General features: G+C 40.9%; 20 protein-coding genes and 1 tRNA gene. 12 read left to right on the top strand and 9 right to left on the bottom strand.

Annotated features, from left to right (window positions below):
- Positions 1 to 9: 9 nt before the first annotated feature.
- Positions 10 to 1,554, bottom strand: coding sequence for an IS21 family transposase (gene istA, locus LV704_RS01960; RefSeq protein WP_163424037.1), 1,545 nt, complete (start codon positions 1,552 to 1,554; stop codon positions 10 to 12).
- Positions 1,555 to 1,665: 111 nt separating this feature from the next.
- On the opposite strand from istA, the gene LV704_RS01955 reads away from it, so the two are divergent.
- From LV704_RS01955 to LV704_RS01930, 6 genes are all read left to right on the top strand, one after another.
- Positions 1,666 to 2,055 (top strand): TonB-dependent receptor, encoded by a 390-nt coding sequence (locus tag LV704_RS01955; protein WP_163423981.1) that lies wholly within the window; start codon positions 1,666 to 1,668, stop codon positions 2,053 to 2,055.
- Positions 2,056 to 2,138: 83 nt separating this feature from the next.
- Positions 2,139 to 3,527, top strand: a complete 1,389-nt coding sequence (locus LV704_RS01950; RefSeq protein ID WP_163423982.1) for a RagB/SusD family nutrient uptake outer membrane protein — start codon at positions 2,139 to 2,141, stop codon at positions 3,525 to 3,527.
- A gap of 59 nt (positions 3,528 to 3,586) precedes the next feature.
- Positions 3,587 to 5,101 (top strand): redoxin family protein, encoded by a 1,515-nt coding sequence (locus LV704_RS01945; RefSeq protein ID WP_163423983.1) that lies wholly within the window; start codon positions 3,587 to 3,589, stop codon positions 5,099 to 5,101.
- Between the two features lie 42 nt (positions 5,102 to 5,143).
- The gene (locus tag LV704_RS01940) at positions 5,144 to 5,863 is read left to right on the top strand and encodes a DUF4397 domain-containing protein (protein ID WP_163423984.1); all 720 of its coding nucleotides are present in this window, start codon (positions 5,144 to 5,146) and stop codon (positions 5,861 to 5,863) included.
- Between the two features lie 39 nt (positions 5,864 to 5,902).
- Complete coding sequence (locus LV704_RS01935; protein WP_163423985.1) at positions 5,903 to 6,382, top strand: hypothetical protein; 480 nt, start codon at positions 5,903 to 5,905, stop codon at positions 6,380 to 6,382.
- 74 nt (positions 6,383 to 6,456) lie between these two features.
- Positions 6,457 to 7,968, top strand: a complete 1,512-nt coding sequence (locus LV704_RS01930) for a protein-disulfide reductase DsbD (protein WP_163423986.1) — start codon at positions 6,457 to 6,459, stop codon at positions 7,966 to 7,968.
- A 195-nt stretch (positions 7,969 to 8,163) separates the two neighbouring features.
- On the opposite strand, the gene LV704_RS01925 is transcribed toward LV704_RS01930, so the two are convergent.
- Complete coding sequence (locus LV704_RS01925; RefSeq protein WP_163423987.1) at positions 8,164 to 8,436, bottom strand: hypothetical protein; 273 nt, start codon at positions 8,434 to 8,436, stop codon at positions 8,164 to 8,166.
- A gap of 75 nt (positions 8,437 to 8,511) precedes the next feature.
- On the opposite strand from LV704_RS01925, the gene LV704_RS01920 reads away from it, so the two are divergent.
- Positions 8,512 to 9,483 carry an NAD-dependent epimerase/dehydratase family protein gene (locus LV704_RS01920; RefSeq protein ID WP_163423988.1) on the top strand — a complete coding sequence of 324 codons (972 nt, stop codon included), beginning with the start codon at positions 8,512 to 8,514 and terminating at the stop codon, positions 9,481 to 9,483.
- Positions 9,484 to 9,527: 44 nt separating this feature from the next.
- On the opposite strand, the gene LV704_RS01915 is transcribed toward LV704_RS01920, so the two are convergent.
- The gene (locus LV704_RS01915) at positions 9,528 to 10,760 is read right to left on the bottom strand and encodes a site-specific integrase (RefSeq protein ID WP_163423989.1); all 1,233 of its coding nucleotides are present in this window, start codon (positions 10,758 to 10,760) and stop codon (positions 9,528 to 9,530) included.
- Positions 10,761 to 11,004: 244 nt separating this feature from the next.
- Positions 11,005 to 11,077 (bottom strand) — tRNA-Lys (locus tag LV704_RS01910).
- Between the two features lie 122 nt (positions 11,078 to 11,199).
- On the opposite strand from LV704_RS01910, the gene LV704_RS01905 reads away from it, so the two are divergent.
- A complete protein-coding gene (locus LV704_RS01905) occupies positions 11,200 to 11,715 on the top strand; it encodes a shikimate kinase (RefSeq protein ID WP_163423990.1) in 516 nt (171 codons plus the stop codon).
- Here the strand turns inward: LV704_RS01905 and LV704_RS01900 are convergent.
- Together LV704_RS01900 and LV704_RS01895 are read right to left on the bottom strand one after the other, a co-directional pair.
- Positions 11,707 to 12,204, bottom strand: a complete 498-nt coding sequence (locus LV704_RS01900) for a phosphoribosyltransferase family protein (RefSeq protein ID WP_163423991.1) — start codon at positions 12,202 to 12,204, stop codon at positions 11,707 to 11,709. The genes LV704_RS01905 and LV704_RS01900 overlap by 9 nt on opposite strands.
- A gap of 38 nt (positions 12,205 to 12,242) precedes the next feature.
- Positions 12,243 to 12,614, bottom strand: a complete 372-nt coding sequence (locus LV704_RS01895) for an RNA-binding S4 domain-containing protein (protein WP_163423992.1) — start codon at positions 12,612 to 12,614, stop codon at positions 12,243 to 12,245.
- 78 nt (positions 12,615 to 12,692) lie between these two features.
- Between LV704_RS01895 and LV704_RS01890 the strand changes: the two genes are divergently transcribed.
- Positions 12,693 to 13,673, top strand: a complete 981-nt coding sequence (locus LV704_RS01890; protein WP_163423993.1) for an FKBP-type peptidyl-prolyl cis-trans isomerase — start codon at positions 12,693 to 12,695, stop codon at positions 13,671 to 13,673.
- 55 nt (positions 13,674 to 13,728) lie between these two features.
- Here LV704_RS01890 and LV704_RS01885 read toward each other — a convergent pair whose 3' ends face one another.
- The 3 genes from LV704_RS01885 to LV704_RS01875 are packed head-to-tail and all read right to left on the bottom strand — an operon-like array spanning position 13,729 to position 16,207.
- Positions 13,729 to 14,340: an outer membrane beta-barrel protein gene (locus tag LV704_RS01885; protein WP_163423994.1), complete on the bottom strand. Its 612-nt coding sequence runs from the start codon at positions 14,338 to 14,340 to the stop codon at positions 13,729 to 13,731.
- A 50-nt stretch (positions 14,341 to 14,390) separates the two neighbouring features.
- The gene (locus LV704_RS01880) at positions 14,391 to 15,344 is read right to left on the bottom strand and encodes a transketolase family protein (protein WP_163423995.1); all 954 of its coding nucleotides are present in this window, start codon (positions 15,342 to 15,344) and stop codon (positions 14,391 to 14,393) included.
- A 17-nt stretch (positions 15,345 to 15,361) separates the two neighbouring features.
- Positions 15,362 to 16,207, bottom strand: a complete 846-nt coding sequence (locus LV704_RS01875; RefSeq protein ID WP_163423996.1) for a transketolase — start codon at positions 16,205 to 16,207, stop codon at positions 15,362 to 15,364.
- Positions 16,208 to 16,363: 156 nt separating this feature from the next.
- Here LV704_RS01875 and tgt point away from each other — a divergent pair, with 156 nt between their 5' ends.
- The 3 genes from tgt (at position 16,364) to LV704_RS01860 (ending at position 19,637) form a co-directional block, all read left to right on the top strand.
- Positions 16,364 to 17,494, top strand: coding sequence for a tRNA guanosine(34) transglycosylase Tgt (tgt, locus tag LV704_RS01870; protein WP_163423997.1), 1,131 nt, complete (start codon positions 16,364 to 16,366; stop codon positions 17,492 to 17,494).
- Complete coding sequence (locus tag LV704_RS01865; protein ID WP_163423998.1) at positions 17,494 to 18,576, top strand: LptF/LptG family permease; 1,083 nt, start codon at positions 17,494 to 17,496, stop codon at positions 18,574 to 18,576. Before tgt ends, LV704_RS01865 begins: the two co-directional genes overlap by 1 nt.
- Before the next feature lie 107 nt (positions 18,577 to 18,683).
- Entirely contained in the window at positions 18,684 to 19,637 is a 954-nt protein-coding gene (locus LV704_RS01860) for an acetyl-CoA carboxylase carboxyltransferase subunit alpha (protein WP_163423999.1), read from the top strand.
- Positions 19,638 to 19,754: the final 117 nt, after the last annotated feature.

Raw genomic sequence — 19,754 nt, 5'->3', positions numbered from 1 at the left:
AAGCGATTATTATTTGTAATAGTTCCCTCCCCTGATGTTTTCATGGTCGGGCACCTCGGTGTTGTCCAGTGGGTCGTCTTCAAGGACGTCCCACCCCTTTTTCAGGATACGCTCTACCATTTTGTAATTGTATGCCCCATAGTCGGATGCGCGCCTGCAGGCATTGTCCAAGCGCCGGTTTCCTACTTTCTTGGCCAAGTGGAGTATGCCCAGACAGGACTTATAGGACTGTTCGGGATGTTGTTTCTTGTCGAGTATCCCGATGATGTATCCCTTGCAATGGTCGCCGATATGCCCTGCCCAAGCGATGAACTTCTCGCTGCTCCATTCGCTGACGAACCGATGGTGCGATGGCATATGCTCCGCCATGGTGGTATACCCGTACTTCTGCCTTTTCCTTGTATGGGCGGCAAGGCGTTCGTGCCTGTGGTATATCTCGACGAAGCTATGGGTGTAGACGATCTTGATCTGCTTGCCGATGTGCCGATAGGGTACGCTGTAATAATGCTTGTCCTTGCCAAGGTAGATGTGGCTGTTCTTGTGTACGGTGCCCTTTGCGTAGAATCTTATCTCGTACCGCTTCAATGGAAGGGGCTTGAGTTCTTGCCGTTCCACTTCCTTGAACAACGAGTACCGGGAGTACTCCCTTCCCCTGAACGACCTGTCATTGTGTGTTTTCAGTAGTTCCGATATGGCCTTGTTGATTTCGGTTACGGAATGGAAGGCCTGGTTGCGCAACGGCGCAAAGACCCTGGTGTAGATGATCCGGACGGCATTCTCTACGATGGCCTTGTCCCTTGGCCTGTAAGCCCTTGTGGGAAGTACGGCCGTTTCGTAGTGTTCGGCGAAATCGGCAAATGTCTCGTTGACCTTGGGCTCGTAACGACTGCTCTTGGTAACTGCCGATTTTAGGTTGTCCGTAACCATTGCTCGGGGAACCCCGCCGTAAAACCAAAGGGCGTTCTCGGTACAGCGCATGAAGTCTTCCAGTTTTTGGCTTGTACAGGCCTCGACATAGGTATATTGGCTACTTCCCAATACGCATACGTAGACTTCCAGTTCTTGTAGCTCCCCCGTATGTCTATCTACGATAACAAGCTTTTTCCCCGTAAAATCTATGAATAGCTTGTCGCCCGCTTTGTGGGTAAAGTGCATTACGGGGGAGACTTCCTTTGTCCATTCCCGATACCAGTACCTGAACTGTGAGAGCTTGAAGCCGTCCGGGTGCTTCTCGTAATATTCCTCCCATAACAATTGCTTGGTAACACCCGTCCTGCGTAATTCCCTGTCAAAATAGGGAAAGTACTTCTCGAGGGTCTTCAATTGTTCGCTCTTGGGCTTTTGGTCCGACCGGAAAAGCCTGTGGATCTCCTCCAGGGTCATTGCGGACACCTCATAGGAGGTCAGCTTGTACCGCTTGAAGAAGTCGATGTACTTGGTTACGGTATTGCGGGAGAGGCCCAGCTGCTTGCTGATGCCCCGTTTGCTCGCGCCCTCGCCGTACAATTTGAAAATCTGTTTTGCCTTGCGCATATCTATCTGTTTGTTTGCCATCGTCTTTTTTACAAAAGAACCGATGGTAACCCACAAATAGAATCGATTTTTTAGTGGTTCACTTTCGTCCGCCCGGTGTGGCTCACTTTAACCCGCCCGGGGTGGTATACTATGCCCGTTTTTTGCAACTTTGGCGCCCCTGGATCTGCAACAAATCAACCAGCGGAAATAGCTTCATATTGGCAATTTCCTGGAGACGTAAGCAACTTCCAACGTCCAACGTTTAGTGGTCCAGCAGCAGGAACATATCCACTATTCAATGCTTCGAACGCAAATATTACGGATACATCTTTTGTTAGACTTAGAAACATTGCCTTGTCATATTCAATTCCGTCGGAAGTTCTTTCCAAACTTAAAATAAGAGATTTGAGGATTTATGCTGAGGCCCAAAATGTTTTTACTCTAACGAACTATAAAGGACTTAATCCCGAAAGTCAAAATGGAGCAACATCATTGCCTCCCTTGAGAATTATTACAACCGGCCTACAAATCACACTATAATTTTAGAATCAATTATGAAAGTCAATAACACAAAATCGTTGAATTATATAAAACTGTGTTTTAAAAGAGCTTTTTGCAAAGCTATGCTCATTGTTATAATTGTAATCAATTTATTTGAGCTCTTGTCTTGTGAAGATTTTGTTGAAGTGGAGACTCCGCGAAATGAAATAGTCTCAGCAAATGTTTTTAATAATGATGCAACAGCCATTAGCGCCATTAGTGGTATTTACAGCAATATGATAAATGGAAATTTATTATCATTTTCTAGTACAGCAATGGATAAATTTGGAGGATTGTCCGCTGATGAATTTTTTAGCAATGCAAGTTCAGATCTTGAACAGCAGTTTGCATTAAATGCTTTGTTGCCAACAAATGGCCAATTAGCAAGTACGTTTTGGGGTGATTTATATGAGCAGCTTGTGAATGCTAATGCCATTATCGAGGGCCTTGAAGAATCTACCCAGTTGACGCCATCGGTAAAAGAGCAATTAGAGGGAGAGGCAAAGTTTATACGTGCTTTTTATCATTTTTATTTGGTCAACATGTTTGGCCCAGTTCCAGTAGTTACAAGTACTAATGTTGAGGTAAATAATACTGCTTCCCGGATACCTATAGAACAGGTTTATGAACAAATACTTATTGATTTGTTGGATGCTGAAGAATTAATGGAGAATAATTTTGATACAGCCAATGGAGAACGGGTAAGGCCTAATAGAGGTACTGCACAGGCTTTGTTAGCAAGGGTATACCTTTATGTTGAAAATTGGGCAAAAGCAGAAGAGTATGCTACGAATCTAATCAACAATACCGCACTTTATGGTTTAGAGTCCAATTTAAACAATGTTTTCCTAGCTAATTCAGTAGAAGCCATTTGGCAGTTAAAACCGAATACACCAGAAAATTTCATTACTCCACAGGCAGCTAGGTTTATTCTAACTACAGCTCCTTCAAATAGAGGGCTGACAGTAGCACTAACGAACGATTTGTTCAATGCATTTGAACCTGGGGATTTGCGACAAATCAACTGGATTGGTACTGTTGAGGACGGAGGAACTTTTTATTTCCCTTTCAAGTATAAAAATGTAACCATAGCTTTTGAAGAATATTCCGTTGTTTTTAGACTTGCTGAACAATATTTGATTCGTGCCGAAGCAAGAGCCCAACAGAATAATTTACCACGTGCCATTGAGGATTTGGATTTGATACGACAACGCGCAGGTTTAACATTAATAACTGATACAAATCCAGGAATATTACAATCAGATTTATTATTAGCCATTGAACAAGAAAGACGAGTAGAGATGTTTACCGAATGGGGTCATAGGTGGTTCGACCTAAAACGAACAGGTCGAGCCGATGCTATCCTGGGACCAAAAAAGATAAATTGGGAATCTACAGATGTGTTATATCCAATTTCTGAGGCTGAGATTTTAGAGAATCCCAATCTCCTACCACAGAATGATGGGTATTGAACTAGACAGTTCTGTCGAAATAATTTTCCATAAATAACAATAAATGATAGAAAAACGATATGAGAAGAATATATCTATTAGCTGTAGTACTACTTAAGATTACTCTGTTACAGGCCCAAACGGAGCCATTAAAGGTGGGAGACCCAGCTCCCAAGGTCAAAGTATTTAAATGGCTGAAAGGAGAGCCTGTGACGAATTTAGAAAGAGGCAGAGTACATGTTGTAGAATTTGGAGCAACCTGGTGTGCACCCTGTACGGCAGCCATCCCACACCTTTCCTCATTATCTGACAAGTACAGTAAAGATGTAGATGTGCTCAGTTTTTTTATAAAGGAATTCGTGCGTGAGCCCAAGGACCCAAATAATCCAGAATACGTCAAAAAAGTGGAACGATTTGTCCAACGCCATGATAATAAGATTAAGTATAAAGTGGCGGTAGATGATGTCAATCGCTCAATGGAGACAAGTTGGCATATGGCAGCAGGATTGAGAGGTGTGCCCTATAGTTTTGTTATAGACAGAAACGGACATATTGCCTGGATTGGGTTAAGTACAAAATATAATGTAATAGATGAGGTGGTTGAATATGTTACAGGCCCAAATTATCGACTAAGTGAAATGGTTGAACGGAATGAAAAGGAAAAATCAAAACGACAGAATTTTAATAAAGACGAACTGTTTCTGGCCGAAGGAAACGGTGGAAGATCCGATAATTTTGACTTTCGGTCAATATTTAGAAAGTCCAAGGCCAAATATCGAGTTGCCAGCCCTCTTTATATAACTAGTGAAGGATGGTTCCATGAGAATTTAGCCTCGGTCAATTCCATGCCGGGACGTATACAGTTTGTTAATATGCAATTGGTGGAACTGTACAATGCGGCCTATGCGGATACTCTTGAAAACATTCCATTGCAGCGGAATCCCATAACTTGGGAATGGTGGGCTGAGTCTAATCCATACAGGAACAGGTCTTATGGTGAGTATTGGTACCATCCGATTGTTGAAGTCAGTGATACGACTGCTTTGGGTTCTACAAATTGGCGAAAAAGACAAACGAGATCAATTGAAAATAAATACGACTATAGTGTGCAGGTTCCTATGAAAAAAGCCAGCGCTGGATTCATTCAGAAAGTAATGCAACGTGATCTTCAAAACTATTTTGATTATGACGTAAAAGTGGAAATACGTGAAATGCCATGTTGGAAGTTAATGGCAACCAATACAGCGAAAAAAATGCTGGCCACAAAGACACCTGGCAAATCAATTAACATAATATACCCGGAAGATGGTTCTTTTGTTTTTAAGAATGCTATTGTAAAAGATATCATTTGGGTTTTGGGCCTAAAATATGGCTTTCAACAATTGGATTTATACAATTTGAGCGTTGAGGACCAAGCTCCTTTTATAGATGCAACAGGTATTGATTATGAAATTGATTTTGAAATGTCCGCTACAAATCAGGAAGACTTCCAAGGTTTTAGAAAGTACCTTGAATCCAATGGCCTAAAATTAGAGAAATCCACCAAGCCTATGAAAGTGGTAGTGATAAAAGACCCAAAGGGCAAAACATTATAAGTGCCAACATATTATTTAATACGTAACACAAAAAAGAAAATCATGAGAAAATTGAACATAATTATAGTATTATTATTATTTTCAGCTATCACCTTAAGTTGTAGTGAGGAAGATAATATAATTCCATCTGCAGCTTCTTTAAAAGTATTTCATGGGGCTGTGGATGGGCCTCCATTGCATGTTAACTATTTTGAAAGACCAATAACCCTTGCAAGCAACCCTACGTTAAGGTACCGTCTAAGCCAAGTCTATACAATCCCAGCGGAGAAAGAAAGGGAAATAAGTTTTATAAATTCAGTTGATACTCTATCTACATTGTTTTCTACAACAATCTCTATTCCCGAAGGAGGACTGGGAACATTGTTTTTGACCGGTGAGAATGAAGATATTGATGGGTTTTACTTAGAGGATAGAATACTCACCTTACAGGATAGTTTGGTTGGTGTTAGGTTCATTAACCTTTCTCCCGATATTGGAGAGATTTCGGTAAGAGTTTCCGGTGAAACGAATGATTTGGCAAGTGGTCTTTCTTTTAAGGATGGAACGGAGTTTATGCCATTGCCTGCGACAAGGGATATTTCGCTATACACATTCCAGTTCGTAGATGAAACGGAAACTGTAGTAGCTTCAACAAACTTGGTTCCAGTTCCCCCCGTGGGCATAATGCCACTGTTCAAAAATATAACCTTTGCCCTAGTTGGACTTAAGGATAATGGGGTTAGTGGGAGTAGTCTCTTGGTACGCCCTATTAATAGTTATTAATAGCATTAGTACACTCAAAATCCAATAATCATTATTTAAATGAAATCAAGAATAGGTATAGTATTTGCACTAATAATGTCTTGGTATTCAAACAACTGTTCAGCTCAAATAATCGAACCGGCCACCTGGTCTCATGAGGTGTCTGATGCGGATGTCAAAAAGGGACAGGTAGTGGAGCTCTGCTTCAAAGTGGAGTTGGACCCTTCGTGGTACGTATACGCCACGGACCAGGATCCAAACCTAGGACCATTGCCAACTACCGTGACGTTCACTGGAAAGGGCTTTGAGCTATTGGGCGGACCGGAACCGATAAAGGTCATAACGAAGTACGATGGGGTATGGAAAGGAGAGGTACGCATCATCACCGAATCGGGAGGTGGCTTCAAACAGCATATAAGGATATTGGAGGATAATCCGGAGATAAGGGCGGTTATCAACTACACGGTCTGTTCCATGGAAACGGGACAGTGCGTGATGGGCGAGGAGGAACTTGACATCGACCTTAAGGCCCTCCGATAACAGCATAAAAGCGCTTTTTTAAAGAAAAGAAACCAATTACACATAACACGATAAAAAATCCAGTTGAAACGACTATGGACGGTCTTCTTACATTCATGATATTGGCATTCGGCTCTGGCCTTGCAGCGGTCCTGACCCCTTGCGTGTTCCCTATGGTACCGCTCACGGTGAGCTATTTCGGGCATGACGGGAACAGGGGACCGACCCTGGAGGCGACCAAAAAGAAGAACCACAGACAGGGGATCAGAAGGGCGCTGTTGTTCGGCTTTTTCATTGTTCTGATCTACGTGGTCGCGGGGACCTTGGTGGCCAAGATGAACGGGCCCGAGTTCGCCAATTGGCTCAGTACACATTGGCTTCCGAACTTATTGTTCTTTGTGATCTTTCTGGTCTTCGCGGCCTCCTTTCTGGGCATGTTCGATATCACACTTCCGAATACATGGGTGAACAAGATGGACAAGAAGAGCAGTGCCAAGGGGACACTGGGCGTGTTCTTCATGGCCTTTACCCTGGTACTGGTCTCCTTTTCCTGTACTGGCCCTATTGTGGGAAGTGTGTTGGTGCTATCGGCCGGGGGACAGATTATCAAGCCGATTGTGGGGATGCTTTGCTTTTCATTGGCATTGGCACTCCCTTTTACATTGTTCGCCGCCTTTCCGCAATGGCTTAAAAAACTGCCAAGGTCGGGAGGCTGGCTCCAGGAGGTAAAGGTGGTCCTGGGCTTTCTGGAACTGGCCCTGGCACTGAAGTTCCTTAGTATCGCGGATCAGGTGTACCATTGGGGCATCCTGGACAGGGAGGTGTTCCTGGCGATATGGATTGCGATCCTTACGCTTTTGGGCCTTTACCTTTTGGGGAAGCTGAGACTGCCCCATGATTCGGAAAGCAACAGGACCACGGTACCAAAACTACTGATGGCCATTGTCGTTTTCAGTTTTATAGTATACATGGTCCCGGGGATGTTCGGGGCGCCCCTAAAGCCCTTATCGGGCTACCTGCCGCCAATGACCACCCAAGAGTTTAACATACAGTCCAATGGGATTGGCAATGATTCAGACAACATACGACGGGGTGAAACAAATACGCTGCCCACGTCGGGCTGTCCCGAGCCCAAACATACAGTGCTGTTCAAGTTGCCACATGGTCTTGACGGCTATTTTGACCTGGAGCAGGCGAGGGAATGCGCAAAGGCACAGGACAAACCCATCTTTGTGGACTTCACGGGCCACGGCTGTGTGAACTGTCGGGAGATGGAGGCCCGGGTATGGAGCGACCCTCGCGTATTGGAAATTCTGAAGAACGATTACATAATCTTGGCCCTGTATGTGGACGATAAGACCGAACTGCCCGAAAGGGACCACTACATCAGCGAATACGATGGCAAGACAAAAAAGACCATTGGGAAACAGAACGCAGATTACCAGATTGTAAAATATGTGAACAATGCCCAGCCGTTCTACGTGCTGATGGACTCGGAAGAAAACCTGTTGGTGGAACCCAGGGCCTATGATCTGGACATTGAAAATTTTGTTGAATTCTTGGAGTCTGGGATAGAAAAATTTGAATCCAGGGATTTGGAACAATAATATAAAGAGCAAGCTTACTTAGAGTAGAGTTAGTTTGAGTTAGTCAAAAGGGGAACGGTAAGAATTGGAACAATGGTTGGTTTTGAAAAAAACCGCTTCCCCTTTTTGGATTGAAATAGTGAACAATCATATCAAAGGAATACCTAGGCTTTGTTTTCATTAGAGGTTATTTGAATTAGTTAGCAAACCGGTAGATCAATGCAGAGGATCTTTTGATGCACCGATGTCCACACTTCGTGAGGGCGTGGACTCGGATATTGGAGCGGAAAGGCCCGTCCTGTCACAAGGTGGGCCGTCCACTCTTTTTATATTAAGAAGGTAGTATGCCATGGAAAAACGGAACAAGATATTGATGGTGCTCATATGGCTGTGCGCATCCTGCGCCCTGTTCTTTTTCTTTCTATGGCTATGGAAGATGGTATTCGGATAGAATATGTAGTGCCTTTCTAAAGGGACCGGGAAGGACAAATGAACATAGTTAGTTAGTTTTAAAAAAGGTGTGGGCCTGCCCTGGAGGTGGGCCCTCTCGCCAAGGAAAGAACCATGTTGGAACGTAACAGGATATTGGTGATTGGGGCCGGTGGTCAGTTGGGCCGGGAACTCTGCCGTACTTTGGCCGCGGTCTTCGGAGAGGATGCCGTTGTCGCCTCGGACATACGGGAAGAGGTTCGAACACACTTCTCCTATTGCCATTTTGAGCCCTTGAACATCTTTGCACCGGACCGGATGGACCGCATCATACAAGGGCACAACATTACCCAGATATACCATCTGGCGGCGATTCTCTCCGCCGATGGGGAAGTGGACCCCCATGCCACCTGGCAGGTAAACCTGGACGGGCTCTTGCTCGTATTGGAAACGGCACGGCGCATGAAAATCGAAAAACTGTTCTGGCCCTCCTCTATTGCGGTATTCGGGGGCAACACCGAAAAAAAGGGAACAAGGCAGCATACGGTCATCCAGCCCAACACGGTCTATGGCATCGCCAAATCGGCAGGGGAGCTCTGGTGCCGCTATTACCACAAAAAATATGGATTGGACGTTCGCAGCCTACGGTACCCGGGCCTCATCGGCCACCGTTCACTGCCAGGGGGCGGGACCACGGACTATGCGGTGGACATCTTCCACCATGCCGTACAGGGAAGGCCCTATACCTGCTACTTGGAACGGGACATGCGCCTGCCCATGATGTACATGCCCGATGCGGTAAAGGCTGCTTTGGATTTGATGCGGGAACCAGAAGAGAAAATCAAGGTCCGAACGGGATACAATATCCAAGGGATGAGCTTTACCCCTTTGGAAGTATATGAAAGTATCCTACGGTTCTACCCCAAGTTCAAGGTGCGCTTCAGACCTGATTTTAGACAAAAAATCGCAGAGAACTGGCCAAGAAAAGTGGATGACAGCTTGGCCAGGAACGACTGGGGCTGGAACCCTAAATATGACCTGGATTTTATGACCGAGGATATATTAAATCATTTGGAAAAGGGACCATTGAGTAAAATCATTATCTAAGATTTTCTCATAGCCCATGGTTCATTAAAAGACCTCTCGAAGATTTATTTTTTGTTACCTAGTTTCTTTTTCAAAATATCCATATCCTCTTGAACCTTTTTCTCTATGATCTTGGCATATATCTGTGTGGTCTTTAAACTTCTGTGGCCCAAAAGCTTGCTTACGGTTTCAATTGGGACTCCATTGGTAAGGGTCACCGTTGTGGCAAAAGTATGCCTGGCCATATGAAAGGTCAAGTTTTTTGAAATACTGCACTGATCGGCAATCTCCTTAAGGTAACTGTTTAGTTTTTGGTTGGAAATTATGGGAACCAATTTCTTGGAAAACTGCGTTCTGGGATGATAGGCATATTTTTGGATAATGGATTCCGCCAAGGGCAGTAAAGGGATTTTGAACTGGACCCCGGTCTTGTTTCTTTTTCCCGTTAACCATTTACTGCCATCATCATTAAAAACAACACTTTGATTGTCCATCTGAGCGATATCGGCATATGAAATTCCGGTATAGCAGCTAAAAACGAAAACATCTCGAACAAGGGCAAGGCGTTCAATGTGGATTTCGAGATCGATAATGTCCTTGAGCTCCTTTTCGGTCAGGAATTCCCGCTCCTCCCTTTCCATATGTGGCTTGAAACGGACAAAGGGGTCACGGTCGATCCACTCCATATCATAGGCCAAGGTTACCATTTTGCGCAACCTTTGTATATGTTTCATCACTGCATTGTTGCCTATTTTCCCCTGGTAATGCTCAGGGCTATATTCCCTTAGGAAGTGCTCAAAACTGATAACGAACTTATGATTGAGCTGCTTCAAGAACCTGTCCGGTTTGCCAAACTCGCTTTGGACAAAGGCCAAGATATATTTTTGACTGGTTCTATAGTGGCATAGTGTTTTCGGGGCCAGTTTGCTCTTCATCTTTTTGTTGTGGAACTCAAAAATGTCCAACAGCGAATGTACTTTTTTATCCTCTCCGAGATATCTGAGCTTGATAAGTTCGGCTGACAGAATTCGTCCCTCCCGTTCCAGATCGCGTTTACACTGAACTAGATCAGCCCTGACATCGCTGAGATAGTTGTTGATCTGTCTTGCGGTCATGTTATTTCCCTTTGCTCTTTGCCGTGTGGCGTCCCAGAGGTCTAAATTGATCTTTTGTTTGAGGCTCAACCCTGCCCTTTTACCGTTTAGGGAAATACGTGCATAGATCGGGGATTCGTTGTTTCGGTCCGCTCTGGTAGAATAGACCCAAAAAAGGATGGAAAATGTGGATGTGGTGCGCATTGTTGTCGTCTTTTTAAATGAAACATTTTTTGTGACGAAAGCCAAATCAACACTGCGGTCTTAGGTTATCCTGGAGGCCAACTTACCGATTTGTGACCAAATTTGTGACCATTTTGGAATTATGTTGACGATTTGTGACCAAAACATATCAAATAATACCAAACCAAATGATTTTCCAAAAAACATAAAACCCTGCCAATCATATAATTAGCAGGGTTTTGGTTTTCTTTGATAACCGTTCCAGTGACCTGACTGGGGCTCGAACCCAGGACCCTCTCCTTAAAAGGGAGATGCTCTACCAACTGAGCTATCAGGTCTTACTTATTTCAACATTTATATGCTGCTCTAAGCGGCTGCAAATATAATATCATTAATTTATTTTACAAGATGATTTAATGATAAATTTGTGTTTTTTTCAAATCACTTTTAATTCTAATAAATGAAAGTAGTTTTAGTTGGTTATATGGCAAGTGGTAAGTCATCTATTGGTAGGTTGTTAGCCAGGGACTTAAATCTAAAATTTATCGATTTGGATAAATACATCGAAGACCAAATGAAAAAATCGATAGCCACTATTTTTTTAGAAAAAGGGGAGATTTACTTTAGAAAAGTAGAGCATGAGATGTTATCAAGGGTACTAAATGAAAACGAATCAATAGTTCTTTCAACAGGCGGCGGTACACCTTGTTATGGAGGCAATATGAAAACAATCGTTGAAAATGCTAACCATTCCATTTACCTACAATTGCCAGTTTCAACCTTGGCAAATAGGATTAGCCAAGAAAAGGATGATAGACCTTTGGTAAAGAATATTGAAAATGATGATTTACTGGAGTTTGTTGGAAAGCATCTTTTTGAAAGAAGACAGTTTTATGTCCAGGCCAAGCATTCGGTGAATGCAGATAAAAAATCAATCGAAGTATTGGTTGATGAAATAAAACAGCTTTTACTCTAAGTATACAGCATCATTTTTGGATTGAAATTCAACTCTAATATGTTCGTTTAGTGATGTAGACAGAGAAATACCTTTATAATCAGCTTTAATAGGGTATTTTTTGTGATTTCTATTTACCAGCACAGCGGTCTTGAGCTGTTTTATAGGTGTTTTAAGAAAATGATGGACTCCGTATATCAGAGTAGTGCCAGAATTTAAAACATCATCAACTAGTACAATGGATTTGTTCTTGTATGCTTCTTCTGTAATTGAAGTACTGACACCACTAGCCAACGGATTTTTCTTATCCATATTTATTTTACACAAAATAATTTGAGCGTCAGTGATTTTCTTGAGAACCGCGGCTATTTTTTTTGCAAGATTTAACCCTCCACCTTCTATACCGGCAATTATAATTTCCTTCTCATCAACATTGGCCTCATAAATCTGGTAAGAAATGCGTTTTACCGTATGCTGTATTTGTTCGTGGGTCAATATGCGGTTCACCATAAATTAAATATACTAAGAATCAAAGATAAATAAACCAATCATTCAGATTCATCCAAATATCCATCAATATCTCTTCTGTCCTTTTTGGTAGGTCTTCCCAATCCTTTCTTTCTGTAATGATCTTTTGCAGATTTTAAAAGTTCCTTGTGCTCAAAAGCTTCTTTTGGGGTGGTTTCTTTTCTATAGATATCCACCAATTTTGCTCCAACCCTGCTTTTGGGAATATCCAAAACGGTTAGCTGGTAATCAATTTGGTTTTTTCTTACAAGCAACTTATCCATAGGATAAACTTCTCTTGAAGGCTTAATAACGGCACCATTAACTCTAACATGCCCTTTTTTAACAGCAACTGCAGCAACGTTTCTGGTTTTATAGTATCTAATACACCAAAGGTATTTATCAATGCGCATAAACTCTGCAAATCTTTGTTAACGAAAGAAGCAAAAATAATGGAAAATTGTATCTTGCGCAGCTAAATTATATACTTGATGAAGTACGGGTTTTTTCTTTCTTTGTTTTTTGTCGTATTACTTTTTTCTTGCAAAAATGATGATGACGTAGATCTTGTAGCTGTTCCACCTTTATTGCTGGCAGATGTTTCCCCAGAAGATGATGAAGAAATTAGAGAATTTTTAGAAACTCATTTTTACAATTATGAGGAATTTGCATCACCACCGGCTGGTTTTGATTTTAGAATAAAAATAGATACCATAGCAGGAGAAAATGCGGATAAAACCTCTTTATGGGATAGAGATGAACTTGAATCTGCTACTATTGATGTTTCATCTTTTGAACATGGGTTGACAGTAGAAGAAAATGACATACCACATACCATATACTATCTTTCTGCCAGGGCTGGTACAGGACCTAATCCTACTGTAGCGGATTCTGTATTTGTTCGCTATGAAGGAAAACTTCTTGATGGAACTTCTTTTGATGCTTCCCTGAATAATCCTGTTTGGTTTGATTTGGCTCGATTGCAAGATCTTCAGCAAGGGTTTAGAGGGTTTGCTGAAGGCATTCCGAATTTTAAAATAGGAGGAAGTGTAATTGAAAATGGAGATGGCACCGTGGAGGTTGAAGGATATGGTGTTGGACTTATAATCTTCCCATCGGGGTTAGGTGGATTTTCAACAATAAATGGAGTAATACCCCAATACAGTCCTCTTATGTTTACGATAGACCTTTTTACTTTAAATAGAACAGATCATGATGGTGATGGTATTCCTTCCATTGATGAAGATGTAAATAGAAACGGTTATTTATATGATGACAATACGGATGCTGATGATGAACCAATTAATGTGTCATTCGCAAACTTTCAAGATGCGGATGATGATGGTGATGGGGTTTCCACCAGGAATGAAATTTCAGATGAAGATGGGAACATTATTCTTCCCTATCCTAGTACGGGAGATATAGAAGATTATCTAAATCCGGATGTTCAACGAACACCAGATAATAATTAAAATAAAAAAGGCCCACTTTTAAGTGGGCCTTTTTCTTATTTATAAATCTATTTTTTTATAATTTAACGGATAAGGCAAAAATTATCTGTGATGGTCTTGAATCTACGCGACCATCAATATCTGTAATATTATTGGAAATAATTCTTGCTTCATTTTCTGAGAATCCACGTTCGTAGCGGACATCCACACCTATTTTACCAAGATTGACACCAACACCTGCATTCAGCCCCACAGTAAAATCATTTTCAACATCTTCTACCTCTATATCTCCTAGATCATTCTTTAGAGTATATTGAAAAGCCGGACCAGCAAAAATATGCAAGGGGCCTATTAGTTTATACCCTAAAAGAACAGGAAGATCCAATTTTGAAATATCGTAGTCATTGGAATCGCCGTTGACATCATAGGAGCTTTTGGTTTTAGAATAAACCAGTTCTGGTCTAAGGTAAATCTTTGGGAAATCCAATTTTCCCCAAAAACCTACATGGTAACCAGCTTTACCTTCGGCGCCTTCAGAAATGTTTTGTCCGGCATCACCAACGGATCCAATTAAATCTCCGTTCTTGTTGTAACTAAGTCCGGCCTTAATACCAAATCCTGAGCCGCTTTGTGCAAATACAGCAGACCCCATAAGGGTCAACACTGCAATTAGAAGTGTTTTTTTCATAAGTGTTTCGTTTTAATAGATTGAAGAATATCAAAGATGATACCGAAAAATTATTTTCGTTTCAACACTTTTAAAACGGCAGCTTCAACGGCTTTATTGTTCAAACCATACTTATCCATGAGCTGTTCTGGGGTTCCACTTTCGCCAAAAGTATCCTGTGTTGCCACAAACTCCTGAGGCGTAGGGTGATGTGAGGCCAATACTCTGGAAACACTTTCTCCAAGGCCACCAAGGTAATTATGCTCTTCAGCAGTAACAACACAACCTGTCTTTTTTGCTGAAGCCAAAATAGCTTCGTTGTCAAGAGGTTTTATGGTGTGGATATTTATTACTTCAGCAGAGATTCCTTGATTTTCCAAGTTTTCCGCAGCAAGCAAAGATTGCCATACCAAGTGTCCTGTTGCAATAATGGTGACATCCGTACCTTCATTGAGCATTAATGCCTTTCCAATTTCAAACTTTTGGTCAGCAGGAGTAAAGTTGGCCACCTTGGGTCTTCCAAAACGAAGGTATACGGGGCCATGATGTTCGGCTATAGCTAAAGTAGCAGCCTTTGTCTGGTTAAAGTCGCATGGGTTTATAACGGTCATACCCGGAAGCATTTTCATTAAACCTATATCTTCCAAAATTTGATGGGTAGCACCATCTTCTCCAAGTGTAATACCGGCGTGGGAGGCACAAATTTTTACATTTTTATCCGAATAGGCTATTGATTGACGAATTTGGTCATAAACCCTACCCGTAGAAAAATTGGCAAATGTTCCAGTAAATGGAATTTTTCCGCCAATAGTTAAACCAGCAGCAATACCCATCATATTGGCTTCGGCAATTCCTATCTGAAAGAAACGCTCTGGATTTTCATCAATGAAGGTTTGTATTTTAAGAGAACCAACCAAATCGGCACAAAGTGCAACAACATTTGGGTTTGTTCTTCCCAGTTCCGTCATTCCGGCACCATAACCACTTCGAGTATCATTTTTTCCTTGATCTATATATTTTGTCATGTTTGTTGTCTTAAGAATTAATAATCACCTAAAGTTTCTGGATTTTGTGCCAATGCTGTCTCCAATTGTTCATCGCTTGGAGCTTTACCATGCCAGGCGTGGGTATGCATCATAAAATCTACTCCATTACCCATCATTGTAGTCATTACAACACAAACTGGTTTTCCTTTTCCAGTTCTGCTTTTGGCCTCATTTAAACCAGCTATCACTTGTTTTAGGTCATTGCCATTTTCAATTTCCAAAACATCCCATCCAAAAACTCTAAACTTTTCAGCAACATCACCTAACGGTAAAACATCATCTGTGGATCCATCTATTTGTTGTCCATTTAAATCGATGGTAGCAATATAATTATCTACCTTATTTCCGGAGGCATACATAATGGCCTCCCAATTTTGTCCTTCTTGTAATTCTCCATCACCATGTAAACTATAAACTAGTTTATTGTCACCATTTAGCTTTTTGGCTAGAGCAGCTCCGATGGCCACGGACATACCCTGCCCCAAAGATCCAGAAGCTATGCGCACACCGGGCAGTCCTTCATGAGTTGTAGGATGCCCTTGTAAACGAGAATTTATCAACCTAAAGGTGTTCAATTCATCAACTGGGAAATAACCTCTTCTTGCCAATACACTATAAAATACTGGTGAGATATGGCCATTTGAAAGGAAGAAAAGGTCCTCGCCATTTCCATCCATATCAAAACCATCTTTTAACTCCATGATTTCGTTGTATAGTGCAACAAAAAATTCGGTACAACCTAAAGAACCTCCAGGGTGCCCTGAATTTACTTTGTGGACCATTCTTAAAATGTCTCTTCGGACCTGGGTCACTAAATTCTGTAATTCTTGAGTGCTTGGCATTGTGTTAATTTTATTGTGTCAAAAGTAACCGCATTCACTTTGTTAAACAAGCGACTGCGGATTATTTTACGAAACGCTTTGCAGAAACAAACTTTATTTTTTTGTTAAGGCTTTGTGGAAATGAGTTGGCTATATTTGCCCTTTTAAAAGCAACAATTGAAGTTTACTCTAGAAAAAAAGGATAATCTTAGTAAAGCCAGGGCCGGTGAATTGTCATTAGATCATGGTATTATACAGACACCAATATTCATGCCAGTAGGTACGGTGGCTTCTGTAAAAGGGGTACACCAACGAGAATTAAGAGATGAGATAAATCCAGATGTTATACTGGGTAACACCTATCACTTGTATTTAAGACCAGGAACTAAAATCTTGGAACAGGCGGGTGGATTGCATAAGTTTATGGGTTGGGATAGAAATATTTTGACCGATAGTGGGGGGTACCAAGTGTATTCACTTTCTAGCAATAGAAAAATTAAAGAAGAAGGAGTAAATTTTAAATCTCATATAGATGGGTCAAATCATTTTTTCACTCCAGAGAATGTGATGGAAATACAGCGGGCCATAGGTGCAGACATTATCATGGCTTTTGATGAGTGTACACCTTACCCTTGTGATTACAATTATGCAAAACGCTCTATGCATATGACCCATAGATGGTTGGACAGATGTATCTCCCATTTAGAAAAACTTCCTTTTAAATACGATTACTCCCAAACCTTTTTTCCTATTGTACAGGGTTCAACCTATAAAGATTTAAGAAAACAATCAGCGGAATACATTGCTTCCGTGGGTGCGGAAGGAAACGCCATAGGGGGACTGTCAGTTGGGGAACCCGCAGAAGAAATGTATGAAATGGCAGAAATTGTCTGTGATATTCTTCCTGAGGATAAACCAAGATATTTAATGGGTGTAGGTACACCGATTAACATTCTTGAGAATATTGCTTTAGGTGTGGATATGTTCGATTGTGTAATGCCAACACGTAATGCACGTAACGGAATGCTGTTTACGGCACATGGTACAATCAACATTAAAAACAAAAAGTGGGAAGATGATTTTTCTCCTATTGATGACATGGGAATCACTTTTGTGGATACAGAATATTCCAAAGCATATTTAAGACATTTGTTTGCCGCCAATGAGTATTTAGGCAAGCAAATTGCAACAATACATAACCTTGGTTTTTACCTTTGGTTGGTGCGTACCGCCAGAGAGCGTATTTTAGCAGGGGATTTTCTTGAGTGGAAAACCAAAATGGTACAACAAATGGACAAAAGACTCTAATGCTTACCATACTTGATAGATATATTTTAAAACGCTATTTGGTTACCTTCATGGGAATGCTTTTGCTTTTTGTTCCCATTGGTATAATGGCCAACTTGGCTGAAAAAGTTGGTAAAATTATAGACAACGAAGCACCTTTAAGTGAGGTCATTGTGTTTTACGGGAACTTTACTTTGGTTATTGGCAATTTGCTACTCCCTATTTTCCTCTTCTTATCCATCATATTTTTCACTTCTAAATTGGCAAGTAACACAGAAATAGTTGCTATTCTAAGTTCTGGAGTTTCTTATGCTCGTTTTTTAAGACCTTATTTTATAGGTGCTACTTTGGTGGCAATCCTAATTTTTATGATGGGTATGTTTATAGTTCCACATGCTAGTATAGGATACAATGAATTTGAGTATAAATACTTTAAGAAAGGGCGACAGGATAGAGTTACCAGTAATATATTTAATCAGTTAAATGAGGATGATTATATCTATGTAAGCAGTTTTGACCCAAATAGGAAGATTGGTTACAATTTTACTTACGAACATTTTGATTCAATTAAAAAATTGGATTATAAGATTTCTGCTACGAACATTAGATGGATAGAGAAAGATAGTATCTATAGACTAACCAATTATGTGAAAAGAAAACTTCGTAATGATGTTGAGATAATGCAAACCAAAAGAAGGTTGGATACCCTCTTTACTTTTAAAATAGAAGATCTTACCCCAGTATCCTATGTCGCTGAGACTAAGAATTTGTTTGAACTGAACAAGTTTATAGATGATCAAAAACAAAAGGGCGCATCTAACATTAATGCCTATATATTGGTTAAGTACAAAAGATGGGCATTGCCAATAACCGCATTTGTGCTTACAATCATTGCTGTTGCGGTTTCTTCTGTAAAAAGAAGGGGCGGAATGGGCTTAAATTTAGCCTTTGGTATTGGCGTAGCCTTTATTTATATCTTTTTTGATAAAGTTTTTGGAACATTAGCGGAGCAATCTGGTTTTTCACCACTGTTAGCAGTTGTAGTTCCCAATCTAATCTTTGGTGTTTTTGCGGTTTACATGCTAATAAAGGCCAAACGATGACAACAAAAACATCTTTTCTTCATCAGATAATTAGTAAATTGAGTGCTAAAGAGTGTCCTTTAAAGTTTTATATTTGTCCCCATTATATTTTCTGAAACCAACTTTCCATGGAGTATTTAGATTTTGAACTTCCCATTAAAGAACTTGAAGACCAGCTTCAAAAATGTATGATTATTGGAGAAGAAAGTGATGTTGATGTCACTGAAACATGCCAACAAATTGAAAAGAAGTTAGGAGAGGCCCGAAAGGACATCTATAAAAATTTGACGGCATGGCAACGAGTACAATTGTCAAGGCATCCAAATAGACCATATACCATGGACTATATTAATGCCATTTGTGGTGATACGTTCTTAGAACTTCATGGTGATAGAAATGTGAAGGACGATAAAGCGATGATTGGTGGTTTGGGTAAGATCGGAGATCAGAGTTATATGTTCGTTGGTCAACAAAAAGGATACAATACCAAAACCCGTCAATACAGAAATTTTGGGATGGCCAACCCAGAGGGGTATAGAAAAGCCTTGAGGTTGATGAAGTCAGCCGAGAAATTTGGAATTCCAGTAGTATGCTTTATTGATACCCCTGGAGCATATCCAGGCATTGAAGCGGAAGAAAGAGGTCAAGGAGAAGCTATTGCGCGTAATATTTTGGAAATGACACGCCTTAAAGTACCTATCATTGTTGTAATCATAGGTGAAGGAGCTTCAGGAGGAGCATTGGGAATTGGAGTAGGTGATAAGGTATTAATGCTAGAAAACACATGGTACTCTGTAATTTCACCAGAATCTTGCTCTTCCATACTTTGGAGAAGTTGGGAATATAAGGAACAAGCTGCTGATGCATTGAAACTCACTGCAACGGATATGAAAAAGCAGAAGCTTGTTGATGAAATTGTTCGCGAACCGCTAGGTGGTGCTCATACCAATAGAGAAAAAACTTTTGACACCGTAAAGAACAAAATTTCAGCACATTTTGAGGAACTTCAAAAGTTATCACCAAAAGATTTGGTAAAAACCCGAATGGAAAAATATGCTGAGATGGGTGTTTTTGACGGCTAATCACTGTTTACTAGCTCTTACTTCTTTTTGTTAATTTTTTTCTTCAAACATTTTCATGTTATTAACAGATTTTCTTAGTTATCAACATTAATTTTGTTGAACACCTGTGAACATCGC

Source organism: Flagellimonas sp. CMM7, assembly GCF_021390195.1.
Classification (GTDB): Bacteria; Bacteroidota; Bacteroidia; order Flavobacteriales; family Flavobacteriaceae; genus Flagellimonas.
Note: the sequence above shows the minus strand (reverse complement) of the source record. Positions and strands in the feature narration are given on the sequence as shown.